The sequence below is a fragment of the Bacillus sp. PS237 genome (assembly GCF_037963345.1).
GTDB classification, from domain to species: Bacteria; Bacillota; Bacilli; order Bacillales; family Bacillaceae; genus Bacillus; species Bacillus subtilis.
This window is the reverse complement of record NZ_CP150156.1, coordinates 3,151,853-3,171,416: the sequence shown is the minus strand read 5'-3', so window position 1 is coordinate 3,171,416 and position 19,564 is coordinate 3,151,853. Positions and strand designations below refer to the sequence as shown.

Below are 19,564 nucleotides of genomic sequence, written 5' to 3'. Positions count from 1 at the left end.
AAAACTAATAAACAATTAAATTAAGGGGGTCTTTTGGATTAGAAAAAAATCCCTGAGAATCGTCTTCCCAGGGGAGAATGTTTATCTTTTTCCTTTAATATAAGGCACGCCATTGGCTTTTGGCGCATCTGCCCGCCCGATAAAGCCGGTTAAAGCGAGAATCGTTAAGATATAAGGAGCCATCAGCATATACACATTTGGTATGTCTTTAAAAAGAGGGAGCAGCGATCCAATGATGCTTAAGCTTTGGGCGAATCCGAAAAACAGGGCGGCCCCCAGTGCTCCGATCGGATGCCATTTTCCGAATACAAGCGCTGCCAGGGCGATAAAACCTTGCCCGGAGATGGTAGAGTGCGTGAAATCAAGCGCAATTGTGGAGGCATATACGCCGCCGCCGAGACCGCCGAACAATCCGCTGATCATCACGCCGATGTAGCGCATTTTATATACGTTGATTCCCATCGTATCGGCCGCCATCGGATGCTCGCCGACAGAACGGATACGAAGGCCGAACGGCGTTTTGAACAAGATAAACCAGGAAATAAAGGCAAGTGCTATTGCAAGAATAGACGTATAATAGACATCCGAAAAGAAGATCTTTCCCAAGACGGGAATATCGCCCAAACCGGGGATTTTCGTCTTATAAAAAGGCTCTGGAATTTTGTCTGTCTGCGCTTTGCCGTAGATCAGTTTGACGATAAATAAAGTTGCCCCAAGCGCCAGCATGTTAATGGCGACACCGCTGACTGTCTGGTCGGCGCGAAACGAAATCGCCGCTGCCGCGTGAATCAGTGAAAACAGGGCGCCTGCTGCCATGGCGGCAAGGAGCGAAAGCCAAGGTGCGGCGGCACCTAATTCCTGACCAAAAAATAAATTAAATAACACGCTGGTGAACGCCCCGATAATCATGAGGCCTTCTAGGCCGATATTCACCACACCTGATCTCTCGGAAAACACGCCGCCGAGAGCAGTTAAAATAAGCGGGGCCGCATAGACGAGTGTGGCAGGGACAATGATAGATAAAATCTGCACAATGTCCACTTAGTTCGCCCCCTTTTTCTTCAATTTGCCCATGACGAAACGAATCGCATAGCTTGAAGCCACAAATAGAATAATAATGGCAATCACAATATCAACGACCTCTGATGGAACGCCTGATTCAATCGGCATATTTAATGCGCCGATTTTCAGCCCGCCAAGCAGGCATGCTGCCAGTACAACGCCTACGGCTGTGTTTCCCCCGAGAAGAGCGACAGCGATACCGTCAAAGCCTACGCCGGTAAATGCGCCTTTCACTGCTGCGTATTCGAATGTCCCTAGGCCCTCCATGGCTCCGGCAAGACCTGCAAAAGCGCCGGAGATAAGCATGGAGGTCATGATATTCTTCCGCACGCTCATGCCGGCATACTGGGAAGCGTGCTGGTTAAACCCGACCGCCCGGAGCTCAAATCCTTTTGTAGATTTGTTGATGATAAACCACATGATAACTGCTGCGAGAAGGGCAACGATGATTCCCAAATGCAGCCGTGAGTAATCGGTGATCTGTTCAAGAAAAGGAGAGCGGAGGGAGGCGGATTCGTGAATTTTCCCCGTCTTGTCCTGATGATCTGTCAAGACGTTTGAAATGATGTAATTGGTCATGTGCAGCGCGATATAATTCATCATAATGGTGACAATGACTTCATGAACGTAAAATCGCGCTTTCAAAATGCCGGGAATAAACCCCCATAATCCTCCTGCAGCTGCCGCTGTAATCAATGCGAGCGGCAAGTGAATATATGCCGGTCCGTCAAACGCCGTACCGACCCAAACCGCTGCTGTCCAGCCGACGAGCAGCTGTCCCTCGACGCCGATATTAAAGAGTCCGGTTCGGAATGCAAAGGCGACAGCCAATCCGGATAAAATATAAGGCGTAATTTGCCGGATTGTTTCTCCGACATAATAGATTTCTCCGAATATCCCATTCCACAAAGCCGAATATCCGCTAGCCACACTGTAGCCGCTCACAAGCATAATCAACGCGCCGGCCGCAAGACCAAGTATGATTGCGATGAGCGGCACGAGTAAATGAGAGAGTCGTTTAACCATTTGCTTTCCCCGCTTCCTTTTGCGTGCTTCCTGCCATCAAGAGACCAAGCTCCTGTTCAGTGGTTTCCTGCGGATTAACGCTGGCGATAATGCGTCCTTCAAAAATAACGGCGATTCTGTCACTGAGATTCATAATTTCTTCAAGCTCAAACGAGAGGAGAAGAACGGCTTTCCCGGCATCACGCTGCTCAATGAGCTTTTTATGGACAAATTCAATCGCTCCGACATCAAGGCCGCGAGTCGGCTGGGCGGCAATTAATAAATCAGGATTTCGGTCTATTTCCCGCCCGATAATCGCTTTTTGCTGGTTTCCGCCTGACAATGCCCGAGCGTGTGTATATTCATCCGGCGTTCTGACATCGTACTCAGTGATCAGGCTGCGTGCTTTTTTGTACATTTCGCCTTTATGTAAAACGCCCAATGCTGAATACGGCTTTTTGTAATAGCTTTGCAGCAGGATATTCTCTCCGATTGGAAAATCAAGGACGAGACCGTGTTTATGGCGATCCTGAGGAATATGCCCGATCCCGGATTCAGTGATTTTTCTTGGCGTCAGGTTTTGGATCTGTTTTCCGTTTAAGGTGATTGTTCCTGAATCTGTTTTGCGGAGTCCTGTCACCGCTTCGATCAGCTCAGATTGCCCGTTTCCGTCGACGCCTGCTATGCCGACTATTTCTCCCGCTTTGACAGAAAGAGACAAATCTCTGACTGTCTCTATTCCGCGGGTATCCTTTACAGTTATGCCGTCAATCGCAAGCACTTCCGCTCCCGGCTGAGCAGCTCTCTTTTCAGTTTTGAACGATACCTCACGGCCGACCATTAGACTGGCGAGTTCGTCTTGGTTTGTATCACGGACATCAAGGGTTTTGATGCCTTTTCCTTTACGGATAACCGTAACGCGGTCACAAATCTCCATAATCTCTTTCAGCTTATGGGTGATTAAGATGATGGACTTCCCTTCTTTGACCAGGTTCTTCATAATTTGCATCAGTTCCTTAATTTCATGAGGCGTCAAAACAGCCGTCGGTTCATCAAAAATCAGAATGTCGGCACCGCGGTAGAGGGTTTTTAATATTTCTGCGCGCTGCTGCATACCGACTGATATGTCAGCTGCTTTTGCTTCAGGATGGATCTGCAGGCCGTATCGATCGGAAATGTCCTGCACCTCTTGGCCAGCACGCTTCCGGTCAATTCTGCCAAACTTCTTTGGCTCCTTCCCGAGAATAATATTTTCAGCAACTGTAAAGGTGTCAACAAGCATAAAGTGCTGGTGCACCATTCCAATTCCAAGGTCATTCGCTTTGTTCGGGCTGTTGATGTGCACCTTCTCGCCGCGCACCCGAATTTCACCCCGCTCCGGCTGATACAGCCCGAAAAGGACATTCATCAATGTTGATTTCCCCGCTCCGTTTTCACCGAGCAACGCGTGTATTTCGCCTTTTTTGACTTGAAGATTGATATTGTCATTGGCGACGATACCTGGAAACGCCTTGCGGATATTGAGCATTTCAATGACATATTCCATTGATTGACCGCTCCTTTATTTCAAAATAAAAGAAAAACAAGGGATAAGGGCTCGACCTCCTTATCCCTGCGATTCTTATTCAGCTTTGAAGGTTTTCAGCTCTTTCTCAGTTGCCGGGATTTCCAATCCGTCGATGATTTTTTTCTTCCATTTATCGACCGCTTTGATCACATCATCCGATAGATTTTGTTTAGATGGAGAAATGCCGACTCCGTCTTGATCAAGCCCGTAGGTAAGTGTTTCGCCGCCCGGGAACTTTCCGTCACTCGCTTTTTTCGTTACATCTTCAACGACTGTATCTACTTTTTTCACCATGGAAGTGAGGGTGACGTTATCATCTGTTCCTTCTACCTGGCCTTCTGCGTATTGGTCTTTATCGACACCGATGACCCAGACATCGCGTTTTGGATCTTCTTTTTTCAGGTTTTTCGCTTCAGTAAAGACGCCTGTGCCAGTGGCGCCCGCAGAGTGATAAATAACATCTACGCCTGATTTATACATGCTTTCGGCGGTTGCTTTACCGACATCGGCTTTATCGAAACCCCCTGCGTATTTCACTTCTACAACGGCTTTAGGGTTAACTGCTTGCACGCCGGCACGGAAGCCGACCTCGAATTTTTTGATCAACTCTGATTCCATGCCGCCTACAAAGCCGATTTTTCCTGATTTGCTTGATAGGGCTGCGGCCACTCCGACGAGAAATGAGCCTTCCTGCTCTTTAAACGTAATACTTGCGACGTTGTCTTTATCGACAACAGCATCTATAATCGCAAAGTTTGTATTTTTACGCTGGTCAGCAATTTCGCTGATTGAATCCTCCATTAAGTAGCCGACGCCGTAAATTAAGTCAAAATTCTCACGCGCCAATTTATTTAAGTTCGTTGTATAGTCTGCATCAGATTTGGATTGAAGATAGTCGTAACCGTTTTTGCCTTTTTTCAGCCCATTCTCTTTCCCAAAGGCTTGGATGCCTTCCCAGGCTGATTGGTTGAAGGATTTGTCATCCACTCCGCCTACGTCAGTAACCATCGCCACACTGAATTTGTTTTTGCCTTCGCCTGAGCCGCTGCTTTTTTCGCTGTTTCCGCATGCTCCTAATATGGTGCCTGCTGCGATCACAAGTGACATCGCCAATCCGATTTTTCGTTTATTCAAGATATAACCCCCCAGAAAAATTTGGTTCAAAGCTGATCCGGCCAGTCATGTGATGGGCTGTCCTGAACAATTTCTTAGAATCGATAAAATTTTCTGATAATAACAAATGGAATGCGCTGAGACAGTTCTATTCTTCCCTGAATAAGCGTGGTGTGAGTATTTCCTTCGAAAGGCGGGGAAGAGAAGGATGCGGAAGGCGTTCCGGGCGGAAAACCGTGACATCGTTTTCTGAAGTAAGACTTATGACTTAGTTTTTCGGGATCAACTAACCAATCATAATTTATCATTTAACTAATAAGAAATAAATAGAATTTCGCATAATTTTTTAAAAATTATCTATTTTTAGAATTATTTGCTTAAAAATGTGAAAGCCCTTTGTTATTCTTGTATAACTTATCAACAATAGAATCAAGCATCTTGGCAAGAGATATGACAGAAAAACGCACTGCTCAAAGCAAGCAGTGCGTTTTCTTATAGATATTGCTTTATTCCGTTAATGTTACTGTTGTTGACGTTGTACTGAAACACAGGTCTTCCGATCGTTCCGTACGCCATTTCTACATTCAGAACCTGTATATCTTCAAGAAACTTTAAGTATTTTCGTATGGATACTTGAGAGATTTCTGTGTGCTTTGCCAAGTCTTCTGTCGTAAAAGATTCATTTTCAAATGACTGGATACTGGACCAGATCAGCTTCAGCGTGCTTTTTGTCAGGCCTTTAGGAAGCTGCACTTTTTCTGTTGCTTCTTTCTTTTGAAAAAGCTCGGCGTCCAGTTCTTTTTGGCTCATGTTGCGATGGGTTGAATACACCTTTTGTTTTCGTCTGTAATCAGACAGAGCCGTTTGGAATCGTTCAAATTCAAACGGTTTGATTAAATAATCAACAGCTCCGTACCGAAGTGTTTTCTTGATCACGTCAAGCTCGCTGGCCGCTGAGATGACAATCACGTCAACCGCTTCATTTTGGGCTCTCAATTCCGTCAGCAGTTCCAGCCCGTTTTTTCCCGGCATATAAATATCAAGCAAAATGAGGTCAATATGGTGCTCCCCTAAAATATGCAGAGCGCTTTGAAAGGAAGAAGCGATGCCTTTCAGCTGAAAGCCATCTATTTGGCTTAAGTATCGTTTATTTAATTCACCCACCATGGGGTCATCTTCAACTATTAGTACATTAATCATGATTTTCCTCCTTCGGTTCGTACGGGATGCGAATACTGAATGTCGTTCCTTCATTCTTTTCGCTTGTGAGGATCATTTGGCCTTTTAAATTTTCGATGCTTTGCTGTGTGAAATAAAGGCCGAATCCCCGGTTTTTGCCCTTTGTTGAATAGCCTTGTTCAAATACTTTGGCTTGGTCTTCTTCAGACATGCCTGCTCCAGTATCGGTAATTTCAATATCAAGTATGCTGTTATGGAAGCGCATGGACATGGTGATTTGTTTTTTCGGCATATCGGCAACGGCATCTAAGCCATTGTTGATGAGATTTCCGATGATTGTAATAAGTTCATGGATGACAGAAGGGTCTGCCGCGTTCGGGATGACACCGTTGCATTCAATATCAAGATTTGCGCCCTGCTCACGTATAAAGCTTTGCTTTCCAAGCAGAAAACCGGCCAGTACGGAGCTTTTGACATCATTTATAATTTCACTTGTTTCTGATTTTTGCTGTATGGCTATATCTTTAATATAATCTCCAAGATCATCATACTCTTTCAGCTGGACGAGACCTAATATCACATGCAGTTTGTTCATAAATTCATGAGACTGCGCTCTCAGTGCGTTTGCATACATTTTAACACCGGAAAGCTGTTCAGCTAAATGTTTTACCTCGGTCTTGTCGCGGAATGTTGCAATCGCTCCGACAGTTTGTCCTTTCAGCTGGATAGGAACTTCATTAAACACAAGCTCCAGCCCGTTAATGCGGACGTCTCTGTCTTGAAGAGGTTTTTTTGTCTCAATGACCTTTTTCAAGCGGCTTTTCGGCAAGATGTCATCTACATCCTGATCAATGGGATTTGTGTTGATGCCCATTTTGACGAATAGGCGTTTTGCTTCCGCGTTGGCAAGTTTAATTTTGCCATGTTCATCGACAGCGAGTATTCCTTCCTTCGTCGATTCCAGCATCGCGCTCCGTTCTTCAAGCAGAGTCGCAATTTCATAAGGTTCAAGTCCGTACATGATATTTTTCACTGTACGGGCGACGATAACGGCTCCGATCACACCGACGAAGATGCTGACGCAAATAATAAAGTAAAGCGGCCGTAAGCTATGGCTGATCACTTCATCAATTTCATTTACGGTGATGCCGACCGCGACTGCACCGACCTGTTTTCCATTCTCCGCGTAGACAGGGACGAACGCTCTCTGCGATTTCCCGAGCGTGCCAGAGGCTGTGCTGATATGGACATGCCCTTTTAATACCTCGGACTCATCACCGCCTCTGAATTTTTTTCCGATTTTGCTCGGGTCAGGATGAGTTTTGCGGATACCGTTCATATCCATGACGACAACAAATTCCGTGCCGGTAATTTTCTGAACCCGCTTTGTGTAGCTCTGCAGTTCCTTTTGTTTTTTTCCGCTTTCTAAAGCAGCGGCTGTCATCGGCGCTTCAGCTACCATTTCAGCAGTCTGCAGCGCAGTGGCCTTTTCCTGATCTCTAATTCGTTTGGTGGTTTGGGCACCGACTGTAAAAAACGTAATGAGCAATGCGATTAATACAACGATACAAACAAATATGGTGAGTCTGGTTTGCAGTTTTAATGTTTTTTTCATATAAAACTTCCTTACGTTTTATGATTCCTGCGTACTACTTTACTCTCAAAATGCTGCTTTGTGAAGATTTGGGCCCGTAATTCGTAAAAAGGAGAAAAAATGGAATAATTTATCTTGTCAATGTGTTTTAAGTCCTCCATAATAAATGAGGTAGATTATAGAAAGGGACTTTTTTATATGAAAAATACTTATTTGACAGGATATTTTCCGCTGATTGCGATCCTGCTTTTTAGTTCGTCCTTATCCATCTCAACTTCACTTTATGCGTTGAAGATGCTGTCTTCATTTGGAATGTATGATGGAATGCTCGATTATTTTTCAGAGAAAGGAATCAGGCTTGCGTTATTTGCTGCCTTTGCACTTTTATATTTTATGGTTCTGTCCGCTCTGAAATTAATTGCAAATACCGTGACCGAGCTGTCATTGCTGTTTTTTGCTAATGATCCGGAAGGGAACAACCTGAAAAAACTCAGAATGGGTTCCATGATTTATTTGGGCGGCGGGATTTTATCCTTTGTGCTCTTGCAAAATGTCATTTGGATTGTGATCTGGTTTGCGGTCGTCACGCTCGCTTACTTTGTGTTTACCGTATACCGGATTTATTCGACGCTTTCTCTCATGTCATTAGTTGGATTCATTCTATTGGAACTGCTGTTTTGGTTTACCTTTGTTATCGGTATTCTGTTCATATTTATCAAGCTTTATAATAGCATAATGGCTAGCTTACCTGTGTAAGCTAGCCATTTCAGCGTTTGGTGGTCAGATTTGCGCTTCGTGCTCTGTACGCAATGAAACGGCGGCTAGATTCTCAGGTTTCCGCCGTTTCACAACTTCAAAAGTTTTCAATCACGCTGAATAGATGACAAAATCCTAAAACGAAGCCGTTTTAGGATTTTGTCAACAATCTGTGATGGCTAGCTTCCTAGCCATTTTTTATTTACGGTAAAAATCTTTTTTTAATGGAAGGGGAGGGGAGCATACATTCATTTTTTTTGCCAAACCACTTATAGCGGTTTTTGGCAATGAAAGAATAGACCATATCTCTGACAGGCTTCGGCACTGCGAAAAAAAGGACGAAGAGCCGCCATGGGCCTCGCAGATGCCTGAAAACCTTAATGGCTGCAGTTGACTTTGTGTACACTTGGCCGTCTTCAATAAAGACAAAGCTGTCAAACCGATCAGTCGGAAGCCCGCTTTTTTTCAGCAGGCTCTGTCCTGTTTCCGACTGCAGCGATGTGAAAGAAATCAATCCGTCCGGATCACGTTTAATGATAAACTGCACGGCGCCATTGCATAAATTGCAGACACCGTCAAACAGCAAAACGCGATTTGGAATTTGTTCTGAAGTCACTCCATATCCCCTCCGATCCTTTAATAAGCCGCTTGCAGCGTTCCTTTCCAGATGGAAAGCTGAGGGCTGATGCTGTGAAGATATTCAACGCTGGTCGGTGTATCCTTTCCGACCCAGACACCCATTGTATACGTATCAGTCAGGCCGACAAACCACATATCGTGATAATCATTTGATGTTCCGGTTTTACCGCCGATGTAAGGCGCATTGAAATATGCTTTTTTCCCTGTTCCGCTTTTCACAACGGAAGACATCAGTTTTTTCAGCTGCATGTTCGTGCGGACGCTGAATATTTGAGTCGCTTTATCATTCCATTTATAAAGTGTTTTTCCTTTAAGGTCTGTCACCTTTGTAATCGCATGGCTCGGCGTATAGCTTCCGCTGTTTCCGAATGTCGTATAAGCCTTTGTCATCTCAAGAGGCGTCATGCCGTTTGTAAATCCGCCAAGCGCCGCCGGAAGAAGATAGTCACTGTCGACAAGTTTGGCAAAATGATACGGCTCAATATAACTGAATGCCTTTTGGATGCCGACGCGGTCGAGCATTCTAATAGCCGGGGTATTATATGAATTTTTAAACGCCGTATCAAGCGTCACTGTGCCGTAAGTGCGGTTATTGTAGTTTTGCGGACAGTAGTCTTTGCTGCAAAACTTGCTGGCATCAATGGTGCTGCTTGTTGTCGCGCCGGTCTGTTCAATATAAGGGCCGTAATCAAGAAGCGGCTTAATGGATGAACCCGGCTGCCTGTACGCCTGGTAGGCGCGGTTAAAGTCATATTTTTGATAGTTTTTCCCGCCGGATAGAGCAATGATTTGATGCGTCTGGTGATTAATCACAGCCGCTCCGCCCTGTACGTCCGCATACGGGAGCTTGGAATTCATTTGTGCCACAACTTGATTTTGCATGTACGGATCAAGTGCAGTATAAATTTTCACTCCGTCTTTCATCAGCGTGCTGACTCTTGCGGACAGCTCGTTCTCGATCTTTTCTTTTTGTTTTCCTGATGCTTTTTGAAGGCGTTTATCAAAGCCTTCTGATTCAGACACCAGCTGAGTGAATTCATCATTGACGTAGGAAACGTAGTCAGGATATTTGTCTTCTCTTTTTTCAACATCCAGTTTGATTTTTTGTTTTACGGCTTTTTTCAGCTCTTTGTCCGTAATGACCCCGGCATCTTTTAGCCCTTTAAGTAAACGTTCTTGACGGCTTTTCGTGTAGTCAAAATGCTTGAGAGGATCATATAATGTAGGGTTATTAGGTATAGCACAGATAAAAGCCATTTCTCCCACTGTGAGAGATTTCAGCGGTTTGCTGAAATAGAATTGAGCTGCTGAACCGACGCCGTAAACACCGTTGTTGAAATAAATGGTATTTAAGTAAGCTTCAAGAATTTCATTTTTCGTATATTTTTTCTCCAGCTGATAGGAATACGCGAGCTCTGTCAGCTTGCGGCTGAAGGAGCGTTCGTGGCTCAAATACAAGTTTCTTGAAAGCTGCTGTGTGATGGTGCTGGCACCCTGGTCAATTTTCTTGTCTTTTACGTTAGAAGCAGTAGCCCGCACCATTCCCATAAAGTCAAAGCCTTTATGCTCGTAAAAATGGCGGTCCTCAGATGTTAAGAAAATCTGTTTGACTTCCTCGGGAATCTTGTTAAATGGAACGAGCACACGGTTTTCGTGGTCGCTGACGATTTCCGAGACAAGGGAGCCGTCCCTGTCATACATGTAGCTGTTCTGAACAAGGCTGATATCTTTCAGATCAATATTTTTATCAAGCACCTGATCCAGGGACTTCATTTGTTTTACTTCTTTTCCGGAAGCGATAACTGTAAATGCAAACAATGGGATTATGCAAAGGAGCAAAATCCATCCGATTATTTTTCGTAACATGGTCACTCTCTTTTCTCCTAAATTCTAGCCATATCGTACCATTCTTTTGAGATTACGAGAAGGTTAAATTTAGAAGATTCCTTAGTTTTTTCTCGGAATCAGCTTGCTTTGGCATAAGAATCTTTCCGAAGTTTCTGCATGATCCAAAGCATGCAGGCGCCGGCGAAAAAGAGAAACGCCGTGACGTAAAAGGTGGCCGAAATGGTAAAATGGCTCGATATGATTCCGCCGAGCAGAGGCCCGAGCACGTTTCCTAAAAAGCGAAAGCTGACATTGTAGCCGAGAACTTCACCTTGAATGCTGCCGGGAGCCTGAACGCGGATCGCTGCCGTAATGCATGGCAGCAAACCGCCCATCGCCATTCCGAATAAAAATCTGAAAACAAGGAGCACGCTGAGTGAGGACGCGAGCGCCTGCGGAATAAAAAAGAAAGAGGCGGCGAGCAAAAGTCCGATTAAAATGCGGCGGTGGCCGTAGCGGTCGCCCAGATCACCCCATTTTCTAGCCAGCAGCAAACTTCCGAGCCCCGTTGCTGAAAATGCCATGCCGGAGAAAAAGGCAAGATTGACAGGTCCGTGCAGCTCATTTACATATAAAGCGAGCAGGGGCTGGATACTGAAATTGCCTGTTTGAATCAGCATGGTTAACAGCATCATGACCCACAGCGCCGGATGGTGAAAAATATAGGAGAGCACTTCTTTTCTCGAGTAAGACGTACGTTTGGCTGTTTTCTCTGCAAGATGCTTTTCTTTGACACCAAATAACACGAGAAGAACAGACGAGAAAATCACAAAGGATGTGATAAAAAAGGTATACGTAAAGCCGAAACGATCAGCAAGCATGCCTCCCAAAAGCGGGCCGAACAAGCTTCCGGACACTTGCCCCATTTGCAGCGTGCCGAGTGTTTTGCCAGCTGAGCTCTTCGGAGTCTGTGCCGAAATCATCGCAAGAGATGTCGGGATGAATCCGGTTACAAGACCCATTGCCATACGCAGAAAAAACAATTGGTACACCGATGTAACAAAGCCCATGAAGAAAATGCTGAGGGCAATGCCTGTTCCGGTTGCCATAAGGATTTTCTTGTATCCGCGTTTGTCTCCGAACCGTCCCCAAAACGGGGATACCAAAAACGCCATGAGAAATGTAATGCCGAACACATAGCCGCTCCACCTTTGCACAAAGCCGTTTGAAAAAGAGCTGAGCGTCTCAATGTATAAGGAGAGAAAAGGAACGATCATCGTTGTGCTAGCGGAGACAAAAAAGTTCGCCAGCCACACAATGACAAAGTTTTTCTTACGGATAGAAATAACATCACCTTCTTATTATTTCGGGTTCCTTACTAATTATAAAGAAACGATTCACAATTTAAAAGAAACGAAGCGGCTGGGAAAATTCATTATTTTTAGAAAATGAAGAAATGTCGAGAAGGGGAATTGATATACTATAAAGATAGCATTTTCTGATCGGAGGAAAGGCAGGTGTAAAAGGTGACGACAAACAGCTTACTCATTATTGATTTCGAATTTACAATGCCTGATGGAAAGTACAGTCCTCAAAACTTCTTCCCGGAAATCATTGAAGCCGGAATTGTAAAGTCGATTGATGATGAAGTGGTTGAGACGTTTTCTAGCTATGTTAGACCGAAAAAGTTCCCGAAGCTTACGAAACGCTGCAAATCATTTTTAAAAATAACCCAAAAACAGGTAGACGAAGGAATGAGATTCGAGGATTTCATCCGTAAACTAAACGAGCTGGATCCTGAGAAAAACAGCACAATTATTACGTGGGGAAACATGGATATGAAAGTGCTGAAGCAAAACTGTATGTTTAACCATATCCCTTTCCCGTTTAAGGGAGAAATGAGAGATTTATCGCTTGAATACAAAAACTTTTTTGGAGACCGGACATTGACGGGTTTATGGAAAGCTGCCGAAGAGTATGGAGATTCCGGAACCGGCACCCATCATAAAGCGCTTGATGATGCTCTCACAGCATATAAACTTTTTAAGCTTGTTGAGCAGGATAAGCAGTATCTCGAAAAGCCAAAACCGCCCACAATCGGCGAGAGAATCGATTTAACCGAACTGTTGAAGCGCGCGACGTAAAAAACCCAATCTTTTGTCAGACTGGGTTATGGCCGGTTAAAATATTCTTTTTCTAAAATGTCCAGATTATGAAGGGAGCGCTTTGCCCACTCCGAACCATCCTCATTCAATTTGGCTCTCATCTGTGCTGTCGCCTCCCGCAGAGATTCGGTATAATCCGGCACTTCACCGTCATAAGGCTTCACCATATGGTGGGGGATATTGGTCTGTTCACCATATGCGAGCGCTTTTCTCTCATGAAAAAATGGCACATCCGCCTGTTTTGGATGATGAAGGTCTCCCTGAGCGGGATGGGTAAGAACCGCTTTCACTTTCACTAAATAATGCTGCGGCCTGCAAGCCGTGATTTCTCCTATGTATACACCTGTTTTGTAAAATCCTTTAACGATAGAGCCTGTCTCAAACGTGCTCATCTGTCATCACCTCGCATTTATTCTATTAAAGTTCCAATCGATTTGCTAGTGAGGAAGATCAGCGGGAAGCTTAATGGTCACCGTAGTGCCTTTTTGGAAGCTGCTGTTAAATGAAATGGTCCCGTGATGATGTTCAATAATGGAAAAGGTTACGGTGAGGCCGAGTCCCGTTCCGTTCGTTTTTAAGGAATAATAAGGTTCGCCGAGTTTTTGCATTTGATGGTCTGTCATCCCGACCCCATTGTCTGTGATGTTAATCATGATCGTATGGCCGTTTCTTTTGGCTGATATGTGGATCATCCCCTTCCCGTGAGGAACCGCTTCAATACTGTTTTTCATCAGGTTGATGACAGCCTGCTTCAGCTTTGTTGCGTCTCCGTATATCAAAAGGTCCGGTTCTGTTTCAGCCTCGACGGTTACTGACTTGTAATTGGCGTACGACACCATAAGGGAGCTTGTCTCTTTGATAAGGGCAGATAGGTCAAAAACCTCTTTTTCGTATAATTGCTGTTTGGCCATATCGAGATAGTTTGTGATAATGCCTTGCGCCCGGTCAAGCTCTGACAGTACAAGCTTTTTGTAATCCGCACTCGACTTGTTTTGTAGGGTTTCGTCATTAAAAAGCAGCTGGACAAACCCGCGGACAACTGTCAGCGGATTCCTGACCTCATGGGCGACGCTCGCTGCCAGTTCACTCACAATCGTCATTTTTTCAGAATGGATAAGCTGTGAACGCAGGGCGATATTTTCGGCGATGCTTTCGATAATATAGATGCTTAATAGAAGAACACTGGAGCGGAAAAGCCCTGAGACTGCCGCCTCGTAAACGAAAATTCCTGATTTTTGAAAATTTAAAATATTCAAGGCGGAAAGAATCCAGCTTGAGGCGAAAAATAGGAAAATCTCCACGCAGCTGATCAATAAAGACAGCAGCAGTTTTTTCGCTTTGGACATGAATGGCCATTTTTTCTGAAATAAGATTGGGATAATGATAAGAAAAGGCAGCAAAGTGAAAACAAACATTGCGGAAGGTTCGTAAAAAAGCAGTTCAAAACATAGGACAGATGCGGCGACTGTAAGTCCGGAAGCGGTACTAATGTAAAATAAACAAATGATAACGGGAATCATCTGAAGGCCGTATTGTATGTAGTCCATTTCATGAATCGGGAAAATAATGCATAAAACGGAGGCGCCGCAGGCGAAGAGCGTGACCAAACCGCTGTTTATTTTTGGCACAAGAATCGCAGGTTTTCCAAGCCAAAACACTTGGTAAAGAAGAATAGGAAACAAAATAAAGCAGATGTGCAGAAGATAGTCTTTTAGAATTTCCATTCGTGTGAAATCCTTTCGTATAAAATATGAATCTATTATAACACTAAATATTAGAAGTAAAATATAAAATTCCTTTATTAAGAACGCCTTTACAAATGAAGACGTAAAGGCGTTTACAGCTATATTTACGATAATGCGGCTTTGATGCGGCGCAGGCCGTCCTGCAGGGTTGCAAGAGAGCATCCGGCGTTCAGGCGCATAAATCCTTCTCCGCCAGGCCCGTATTTCGTCCCGGGCTCTAAAATAACTTTTCCTTTTTTTAGCATTCTTTGCTGAAGCTCTGCATCGGACAAGCCGTAAGCGCTGAAGTCGAGCCAAATCAAGTATGATGCATCCGGCTTCATCATTTTGACCTTTGGCAGCTCGGTGCTCAAAAAGGCTTCCGCTTCGTTCATGTTTTTCTCAATGTAAGTGATCAATTCATCAAGCCACGGTCCGCCTTTTGAATACGCGGCTTCGATTGCAGTGACGGCAAACGCGTTCAGTCCGCCTAAACCATTTCGCTGAAGGCTTGCGGAAAACTTGGCGCGCTTCAGGCGATCCGGAATAATGATCGCTGAAGCCTGCAATCCGGCGATATTAAATGTTTTGCTTGGAGCAGCACATGTCACGGAAATATCAGCGAAATCGTCAGAGAGCGAAGCGAACGGCGTGTGTTTATGTCCGTACAGCATTAAATCGGAATGGATTTCATCCGATACAACTGTGACGCCATGCTCAAGGCACAATTCGCCTAGCTTCAGTAAATCTTCCCGGCTCCATGAACGCCCAGAAGGGTTATGAGGATTGCATAAAATAAACAATGTAACGCTTGGGTCACTAAGCTTTGTCTCCAAATCTTCAAAATCGATTGCATATGCGCCGTCTTTTTCTAGCAGCGGATTATGTAAAATGTGCCGGCCGTTTTTCTCCACCATATGGTAAAAAGGCGTATAAACTGGAGGCTGAACAACTACTTGATCGCCCGGCTCCGTAAAAGCTTGTACCGCCATGCTCAAAGCTGTTACAACGCCGGGGCTGAATGTGATGCTTTCCGGATTTACCTTCCAGCCGTGCCTGTTTTGCATCCATCCGCACACAGCATCCTTCGTTTTTTGATCTGGAGTTGTATAACCAAAAATACCGTGGTCAAGACGCTCTTTTAACGCTTCAGTTATCGCTTCCGGGGCGCGAAAATCCATATCTGCCACCCACATCGGGAGGGCGTCTGTCACGCCAAATAATTCGCCTGTTTTATCCCATTTGACCGATTGGGTGCCAAGGCGTTCTTCTCGTTTATCAAAGTTCATTCTGTTACCCCCTCATGTATGTTTATTCTTCTAAGCTTCACTATGATAAGATAGAACTGCAAATTTTATTATAAGCGGTGATGAATATGGAAGAAAGTCATGCGGTCAGGGAAATGATTAAGATCATTGCCAAATGGGACCCGTTTAAATATGGAGAAGAGTTTTACGAAACGGAGGCTGTTGATGTCGTGCAGGCAGTCTATGATGAAAACGATCCCGACTTGCTGGCGAAAAGCATTCAGCAAATATTTGAAACTTCTTTTGAACAAACGCTGCCGATCGCCAGCTGCCGGGAAGTGGCTGGCCAGCTTTTATTCATTAAAAACAGCAGCTCCTGCACGCCTTAAAAAAACCGGTTCAGCACCGGTTTTTTTGTTATTTGATAAAATCAGCAATGTGTTCAGAAATAAGTTCAGGCCGTTCTTCAGGCACCAGATGTCCGGTCTGGCCAAGTGAGTACAGCACGGAATTAGGCAAATCTGCGTGCAGCCGTTTACCGATCTCCATTGGGACAATTCGATCCTCCTCGCCCCAAATCAATAGAGCAGGCTTGTTCATTTTCTTCAATTGCTCGGGTTCTAAATCTCCTTCTCTGTGGCGGATAAACCTTGTCATGGCTTTGAAAATCTGCTCGTCCTGAAACGGTCTGCCATAGCCGTCAATCATCTCCTCATCAATCAGCGATTTGTCATGCACCACATTTAATAAATTTTTCATCACGCCTTCTTTCGAGAGCCAGCGTTTGATGTAAAGATGAAAATACGGGATATGGGTCCCGAAAATAATCGTCGGGTGTGAACGTTTTAAATACCCTGAACTGCAAAGCAGCACAACCTTTGAAAAAAGCTCAGGTTTTTGGAGAGCAGCAGACAGCGATATCTGCCCGCCCATAGAATGCCCGACAAGCACAGCCTGTTTCACTTGCAAGTGCTCCAAAATCCCAATGACAAGCTTAGCAAGGTTTTGATAGGTATAGATAAACGTTCTTGATTTTTCAGATTGGCCGAAAGGAGGCAAATCAAGCGCGATGATGTCGTACTTGTCCCGAAGGAGAGGAATTACTTTTCTGAAGCTGAATGCAGATGATAAAAAACCGTGTACGCAGACCAGCGTTTGCCTGCCGGGATTTTGATAATGTTCGTAGTATACATTGACTCCATCGACCGTAAACCGCCTTATTGGTGAAACCGCCTCCATTCTGTGTCACTCCCTTTTTTTGATGGTTGTATTATGCCCTGAAATTGTCAATTCTAGCGGAAGTTTCTCCTCGTTTTTTCTTAGCATTCGTCAAAAAACGTGATATAATGTCATGAGATTTCTTGACATTGCAAAGGTGTGAATCAAATGAAATTGACAGAAAAAGAAACAGAAATATTAGAAATTTTAGACGAAAACAGCCGCGCCGATTTAGAAACAATCGCAAAGATGGCGGGCATCCCTGTAAATGAAGTGAAAACAATTATTGACAAACTGGAGAAAGAAAAGGTTATTATCGATTATTCCGCTATGATTGACTGGCGAAAAGTCGACGGACATGAGGGCGTTACGGCCATGATTGACGTCAAAGTAACGCCGAAGCGGGGCGTCGGTTTTGATGAAGTGGCGGAACGGATTTACCGATTCCAAGAGGTTGAATCAGTTTACCTGATGTCAGGCGTATACGATTTGTCTGTCGTGATTCGCGGCAATTCGATGTCTGACGTAGCGCGTTTTGTTTCGGATAAACTCTCAACGCTTGATTCAGTTGTATCTACGACAACCCATTTTATCCTGAAAAAATACAAGCATGACGGCAAAGTGTTTGAAACAGGAGACGACGACAAAAGAATCGTGGTGTCACCGTAAATGACTTCGTATTTATCAGACTATGTACAACAAATAAAACCATCCGGCATCCGCAAATTCTTTGATTTGGCGGCAACGATGGAAGGCGTCATTTCTTTAGGCGTCGGCGAGCCTGATTTTGTTACCGCATGGAATGTCCGCGAAGCAAGCATTCTCTCTCTTGAACAAGGATATACGTCATACACGGCCAATGCGGGTTTATACTCATTGCGGGAGGAAATCAGCCGTTATTTGAGCAACAGGTTTGACCTTAGCTACTCGCCAGATAATGAGCTGATTGTGACAGTGGGGGCAAGTCAGGCTTTGGATATTGCGATCCGCGCCATTGTGAATCCAGGTGAGGAAGTCATCATTCCTGAGCCGTGTTTTGTTGCGTACGATGCGCTTGTTTCTTTGGCAGGCGGTATCCCGGTTCACGTTCATACAACGGCAGACAAAGGATTTAAAGCAACGGCTGCTGATTTTGAAGCGGCAGTCACTGAAAAAACAAAGGCCATTCTCATCTGCTCACCATCGAATCCGACAGGTTCGGTTTATTCGAAGGAAGAGCTGAATGAGATTGCTGAGTTTGCCAAAAAACATGATGTCATCGTCTTAGCCGACGAGATCTACGCGGAGCTGACATATGATGAGGAATTTACAAGTATAGCGGCATTACCGGGAATGAAGGAACGGACGGTAGTCATCTCAGGCTTTTCAAAAGCATTTGCAATGACGGGCTGGAGGCTCGGTTTTGCCGCGGCACCATCCTTGCTTCGGGATGCCATGCTTAAAATTCATCAGTATGCGATGATGTGCGCGCCCGCAATGGCGCAGTTTGCCGCCCTTGAAGGCCTGAAGAACGGCATGGAAGACGTAGAAAAAATGAAAAAAAGCTATCGAAGAAGACGGAATCTGTTTGTAGAATCGCTCAATGAAATCGGTCTCAGCTGTCATCATCCGGGCGGCGCTTTCTATGCTTTTCCATCTATCAAAAGCATGGGAATGAGTTCAGAACAGTTTGCCGAGGAGCTACTGACGCAGGAAAAAGTGGCAGTTGTTCCTGGAAGTGTGTTTGGTCCGAGCGGTGAGGGATATATCCGTTGTTCATACGCAACCTCGATTGAACAGCTTCAAGAAGCGTTAGTCAGAATGAAACGCTTCCTGCACAAAACAACATAAAAAAAGATACGAACCTTTTGTTCGCATCCAATAAAAGGGGGGAATACTAGAAAGCCTTTGGTATTTTCAGTTTACCCCCTTTTTGCTGTGCATAAACCTGATTTTTTATAAAAAAGTTTTCTTTGCGGAAATAAGACATGTGTGATATAATTTTAAATTGCGTATAAACAGATATTTAATTTAACTTAGGAGTTGTTATGAATGGCAGCAAAATTTGAAGTGGGCAGTGTTTACACTGGTAAAGTTACAGGATTACAAGCGTATGGTGCGTTTGTTGCATTAGATGAAGAAACTCAAGGTTTAGTACACATTTCTGAAGTGACTCACGGTTTCGTAAAAGATATCAACGAGCACCTTTCAGTTGGCGACGAAGTACAAGTAAAAGTACTTGCTGTTGATGAAGAAAAAGGCAAAATCAGCCTTTCAATTCGTGCGACACAAGCTGCGCCTGAGAAAAAAGAAAGCAAACCAAGAAAACCTAAAGCTGCTCAAGTAAGCGAAGAAGCTTCTACACCACAAGGTTTCAACACATTAAAAGATAAGCTTGAAGAGTGGATCGAAATGTCCAACCGCAAAGACCTTATCAAAAAATAAGCATGAAAAAAGCACCGGACAGGAATGTTCGGTGCTTTTGATTT

Annotated in this window: 20 protein-coding genes; 7 read left to right on the top strand and 13 right to left on the bottom strand. The window is 44.5% G+C overall.

The annotated features are described in order from the left end of the window. Positions 1-81: 81 nt before the first annotated feature. From nupQ to maeL, 6 genes are all read right to left on the bottom strand, one after another. Positions 82-1,041 carry a guanosine ABC transporter permease NupQ gene (gene nupQ, locus NST22_RS16535; RefSeq protein ID WP_003228827.1) on the bottom strand — a complete coding sequence of 320 codons (960 nt, stop codon included), beginning with the start codon at positions 1,039-1,041 and terminating at the stop codon, positions 82-84. Beyond that, entirely contained in the window at positions 1,042-2,088 is a 1,047-nt protein-coding gene (nupP, locus tag NST22_RS16530) for a guanosine ABC transporter permease NupP (protein ID WP_003243735.1), read from the bottom strand. Beyond that, positions 2,081-3,613, bottom strand: a complete 1,533-nt coding sequence (nupO, locus tag NST22_RS16525) for a guanosine ABC transporter ATP-binding protein NupO (RefSeq protein ID WP_003228830.1) — start codon at positions 3,611-3,613, stop codon at positions 2,081-2,083. Before nupO ends, nupP begins: the two co-directional genes overlap by 8 nt. Positions 3,614-3,688: 75 nt before the next feature. Next, positions 3,689-4,768, bottom strand: a complete 1,080-nt coding sequence (nupN, locus tag NST22_RS16520) for a guanosine ABC transporter substrate-binding protein NupN (RefSeq protein ID WP_003228831.1) — start codon at positions 4,766-4,768, stop codon at positions 3,689-3,691. A gap of 471 nt (positions 4,769-5,239) precedes the next feature. Beyond that, positions 5,240-5,947 carry a two-component system response regulator MaeM gene (gene maeM / locus NST22_RS16515; protein WP_009968074.1) on the bottom strand — a complete coding sequence of 236 codons (708 nt, stop codon included), beginning with the start codon at positions 5,945-5,947 and terminating at the stop codon, positions 5,240-5,242. Further along, entirely contained in the window at positions 5,940-7,541 is a 1,602-nt protein-coding gene (maeL, locus tag NST22_RS16510) for a two-component system sensor histidine kinase MaeL (RefSeq protein ID WP_003228835.1), read from the bottom strand. The genes maeM and maeL overlap by 8 nt, the downstream gene beginning before the upstream one ends. 177 nt (positions 7,542-7,718) lie before the next feature. On the opposite strand from maeL, the gene NST22_RS16505 reads away from it, so the two are divergent. Beyond that, positions 7,719-8,276: a YufK family protein gene (locus tag NST22_RS16505; protein WP_003228837.1), complete on the top strand. Its 558-nt coding sequence runs from the start codon at positions 7,719-7,721 to the stop codon at positions 8,274-8,276. Between the two features lie 202 nt (positions 8,277-8,478). Here the strand turns inward: NST22_RS16505 and NST22_RS16500 are convergent, their stop codons facing one another. The 3 genes from NST22_RS16500 to NST22_RS16490 form a co-directional block, all read right to left on the bottom strand. After that, a complete protein-coding gene (locus NST22_RS16500; protein ID WP_003228839.1) occupies positions 8,479-8,892 on the bottom strand; it encodes a thiol-disulfide oxidoreductase DCC family protein in 414 nt (137 codons plus the stop codon). A 20-nt stretch (positions 8,893-8,912) separates the two neighbouring features. Then, entirely contained in the window at positions 8,913-10,787 is a 1,875-nt protein-coding gene (locus NST22_RS16495) for a transglycosylase domain-containing protein (RefSeq protein ID WP_010886602.1), read from the bottom strand. 92 nt (positions 10,788-10,879) lie between these two features. Beyond that, positions 10,880-12,058 (bottom strand): multidrug efflux MFS transporter, encoded by a 1,179-nt coding sequence (locus NST22_RS16490; protein WP_003228842.1) that lies wholly within the window; start codon positions 12,056-12,058, stop codon positions 10,880-10,882. On the opposite strand from NST22_RS16490, the gene NST22_RS16485 reads away from it, so the two are divergent. After that, positions 11,991-12,194, top strand: a complete 204-nt coding sequence (locus NST22_RS16485; RefSeq protein WP_003243502.1) for a hypothetical protein — start codon at positions 11,991-11,993, stop codon at positions 12,192-12,194. The two genes, NST22_RS16490 and NST22_RS16485, sit on opposite strands and share 68 nt — an antisense overlap. Positions 12,195-12,268: 74 nt before the next feature. Next, entirely contained in the window at positions 12,269-12,886 is a 618-nt protein-coding gene (gene kapD, locus NST22_RS16480; protein WP_003228846.1) for a 3'-5' exonuclease KapD, read from the top strand. 26 nt (positions 12,887-12,912) lie between these two features. Here the strand turns inward: kapD and kapB are convergent, their stop codons facing one another. The 3 genes from kapB to patB form a co-directional block, all read right to left on the bottom strand. Beyond that, positions 12,913-13,299, bottom strand: a complete 387-nt coding sequence (kapB, locus tag NST22_RS16475) for a kinase-associated lipoprotein KapB (protein ID WP_003228851.1) — start codon at positions 13,297-13,299, stop codon at positions 12,913-12,915. A gap of 45 nt (positions 13,300-13,344) precedes the next feature. Then, positions 13,345-14,631 carry a sporulation sensor histidine kinase KinB gene (gene kinB, locus NST22_RS16470; protein WP_003228853.1) on the bottom strand — a complete coding sequence of 429 codons (1,287 nt, stop codon included), beginning with the start codon at positions 14,629-14,631 and terminating at the stop codon, positions 13,345-13,347. A 125-nt stretch (positions 14,632-14,756) separates the two neighbouring features. Continuing rightward, entirely contained in the window at positions 14,757-15,920 is a 1,164-nt protein-coding gene (gene patB, locus NST22_RS16465; protein WP_003228854.1) for a cystathionine beta-lyase PatB, read from the bottom strand. Positions 15,921-16,006: 86 nt separating this feature from the next. Here patB and NST22_RS16460 point away from each other — a divergent pair, with 86 nt between their 5' ends. Next, the gene (locus NST22_RS16460) at positions 16,007-16,267 is read left to right on the top strand and encodes a YugE family protein (protein ID WP_003242594.1); all 261 of its coding nucleotides are present in this window, start codon (positions 16,007-16,009) and stop codon (positions 16,265-16,267) included. Between the two features lie 28 nt (positions 16,268-16,295). Here the strand turns inward: NST22_RS16460 and NST22_RS16455 are convergent, their stop codons facing one another. After that, on the bottom strand, positions 16,296-17,117 hold the full coding sequence (locus NST22_RS16455) for an alpha/beta hydrolase (protein WP_003228858.1): 822 nt from the start codon (positions 17,115-17,117) through the stop codon (positions 16,296-16,298). Positions 17,118-17,264: 147 nt separating this feature from the next. Between NST22_RS16455 and NST22_RS16450 the strand changes: the two genes are divergently transcribed. The 3 genes from NST22_RS16450 (at position 17,265) to yugI (ending at position 19,520) form a co-directional block, all read left to right on the top strand. Beyond that, positions 17,265-17,765, top strand: a complete 501-nt coding sequence (locus NST22_RS16450; RefSeq protein ID WP_009968070.1) for an Lrp/AsnC family transcriptional regulator — start codon at positions 17,265-17,267, stop codon at positions 17,763-17,765. Continuing rightward, a complete protein-coding gene (locus tag NST22_RS16445; protein ID WP_009968069.1) occupies positions 17,766-18,926 on the top strand; it encodes an aminotransferase in 1,161 nt (386 codons plus the stop codon). Positions 18,927-19,127: 201 nt separating this feature from the next. Beyond that, a complete protein-coding gene (yugI, locus tag NST22_RS16440; protein ID WP_003228864.1) occupies positions 19,128-19,520 on the top strand; it encodes a S1 domain-containing post-transcriptional regulator GSP13 in 393 nt (130 codons plus the stop codon). Positions 19,521-19,564: the final 44 nt, after the last annotated feature.

Coding starts and splice junctions, on each gene's coding strand:
- maeL (WP_003228835.1), bottom strand. CDS start 7,541: ATGAAAAAAACATTAAAACTGCAAACCAGACTCACCATATTTGTTTGT.
- NST22_RS16505 (WP_003228837.1), top strand. CDS start 7,719: ATGAAAAATACTTATTTGACAGGATATTTTCCGCTGATTGCGATCCTG.
- nupP (WP_003243735.1), bottom strand. CDS start 2,088: ATGGTTAAACGACTCTCTCATTTACTCGTGCCGCTCATCGCAATCATA.
- kinB (WP_003228853.1), bottom strand. CDS start 14,631: ATGGAAATTCTAAAAGACTATCTTCTGCACATCTGCTTTATTTTGTTT.
- kapB (WP_003228851.1), bottom strand. CDS start 13,299: ATGAGCACGTTTGAGACAGGCTCTATCGTTAAAGGATTTTACAAAACA.
- maeM (WP_009968074.1), bottom strand. CDS start 5,947: ATGATTAATGTACTAATAGTTGAAGATGACCCCATGGTGGGTGAATTA.
- NST22_RS16485 (WP_003243502.1), top strand. CDS start 11,991: ATGTATAAGGAGAGAAAAGGAACGATCATCGTTGTGCTAGCGGAGACA.
- NST22_RS16445 (WP_009968069.1), top strand. CDS start 17,766: ATGACTTCGTATTTATCAGACTATGTACAACAAATAAAACCATCCGGC.
- nupO (WP_003228830.1), bottom strand. CDS start 3,613: ATGGAATATGTCATTGAAATGCTCAATATCCGCAAGGCGTTTCCAGGT.
- NST22_RS16460 (WP_003242594.1), top strand. CDS start 16,007: ATGGAAGAAAGTCATGCGGTCAGGGAAATGATTAAGATCATTGCCAAA.
- yugI (WP_003228864.1), top strand. CDS start 19,128: ATGGCAGCAAAATTTGAAGTGGGCAGTGTTTACACTGGTAAAGTTACA.
- NST22_RS16455 (WP_003228858.1), bottom strand. CDS start 17,117: ATGGAGGCGGTTTCACCAATAAGGCGGTTTACGGTCGATGGAGTCAAT.
- patB (WP_003228854.1), bottom strand. CDS start 15,920: ATGAACTTTGATAAACGAGAAGAACGCCTTGGCACCCAATCGGTCAAA.
- NST22_RS16450 (WP_009968070.1), top strand. CDS start 17,265: ATGAAATTGACAGAAAAAGAAACAGAAATATTAGAAATTTTAGACGAA.